Source organism: Actinoplanes aureus (genome assembly GCF_015704865.1).
In the GTDB taxonomy this organism is placed as follows: domain Bacteria; phylum Actinomycetota; class Actinomycetes; order Mycobacteriales; family Micromonosporaceae; genus Actinoplanes; species Actinoplanes aureus.
This window is the reverse complement of record NZ_JADQTO010000102.1, coordinates 1-961: the sequence shown is the minus strand read 5'-3', so window position 1 is coordinate 961 and position 961 is coordinate 1. Positions and strand designations below refer to the sequence as shown.

Sequence of the window (961 nt, the reverse complement as noted above, 5' to 3'; positions counted from 1 at the left end):
GGTGCGGTGGAAGCGTTCGATCTTGCCGTTGGTCTGCGGCCGGTAAGGGCGGGTCTTCTTTACCGTTATGCCGAGCTCGGCGCAGGTCGTGGCCCAGAGCCGGGATTTGTAGGCGGAGCCGTTGTCGGACAGCACACGGCGGGTGGTGACGCCGCGTTCGGTGAACCAGGCGACCGCGCGGCGGAGCACGCTGGTGGCGGTGACAGCGGTTTCGTCGTCGTGGATTTCGGCGTAGGCGACGCGGGAGTGGTCGTCGATGACGGTGTGCACGAACGCGGTACCGATGGCCGGTTCGTAGGCGCCGCGGCGCCGGCCGGTGCGGCGGGCGGTGGCTCGACGATGGCGGTCGCCGGTTTGACGGCCGACGTAGCGCCAGCCACCGCCGTCGGGCACGTTGCCGAGTTTCTTGACGTCGACGTGCAGCAGGTCTCCAGGGTGTTCGTGTTCGTAACGGCGGATCGGCTCGCCGGTGCCGCGGTCGAGGTGACTGAGGCGGTTGAGTCGGCGCCGGCGCAGGACGGCGTGCACGGTGGAGGCGGCCAGGCCGAGCTGATCGGCGATCGGGACGGGCCCCCAGCGTCGTTTCCGGCGCAGGTGCACGATCTTGCGCACGATCGGGGCGGGGGTCAGGTTCGGCTGCCGGTGCGGGCGTGACGAGCGGTCGGCCATGCCCGCCGGGCCTTCGGCGCGGTAGCGGGCGGCCCACTTCGCGGCGGTGCGCCAGGACACGTCGTAGCGTTCGGCCGCTCGTGCGGGTGACCAGCCGTCCTCCACGATCAGACGCGCCAGCCGCAATCGCGCCCGCGGAGTCAGCGCGGCGTTAGCGTGGGACATGAAGGCCTCCGGTGCTGGTCAGTGGTTTCTCGACAACTCCACTGCATCGCTGGAGGCCTTCATCGTTCACAGAACCAGCTGATGATCGTCAGATCGAGTGGTCACACTTCCTCGACCAACGTCCCCG

The 961-nt window shown here is 69.4% G+C and carries 1 protein-coding gene; it reads right to left on the bottom strand.

The genetic code is table 11. From position 1 onward, the window contains the following. Window positions 1–834 (bottom strand): IS481 family transposase (locus tag I4J89_RS49110; protein ID WP_230860877.1); only part of this gene is annotated, 834 nt, incomplete at its 3' end. Between the last annotated feature and the right edge of the window lie 127 nt (window positions 835–961).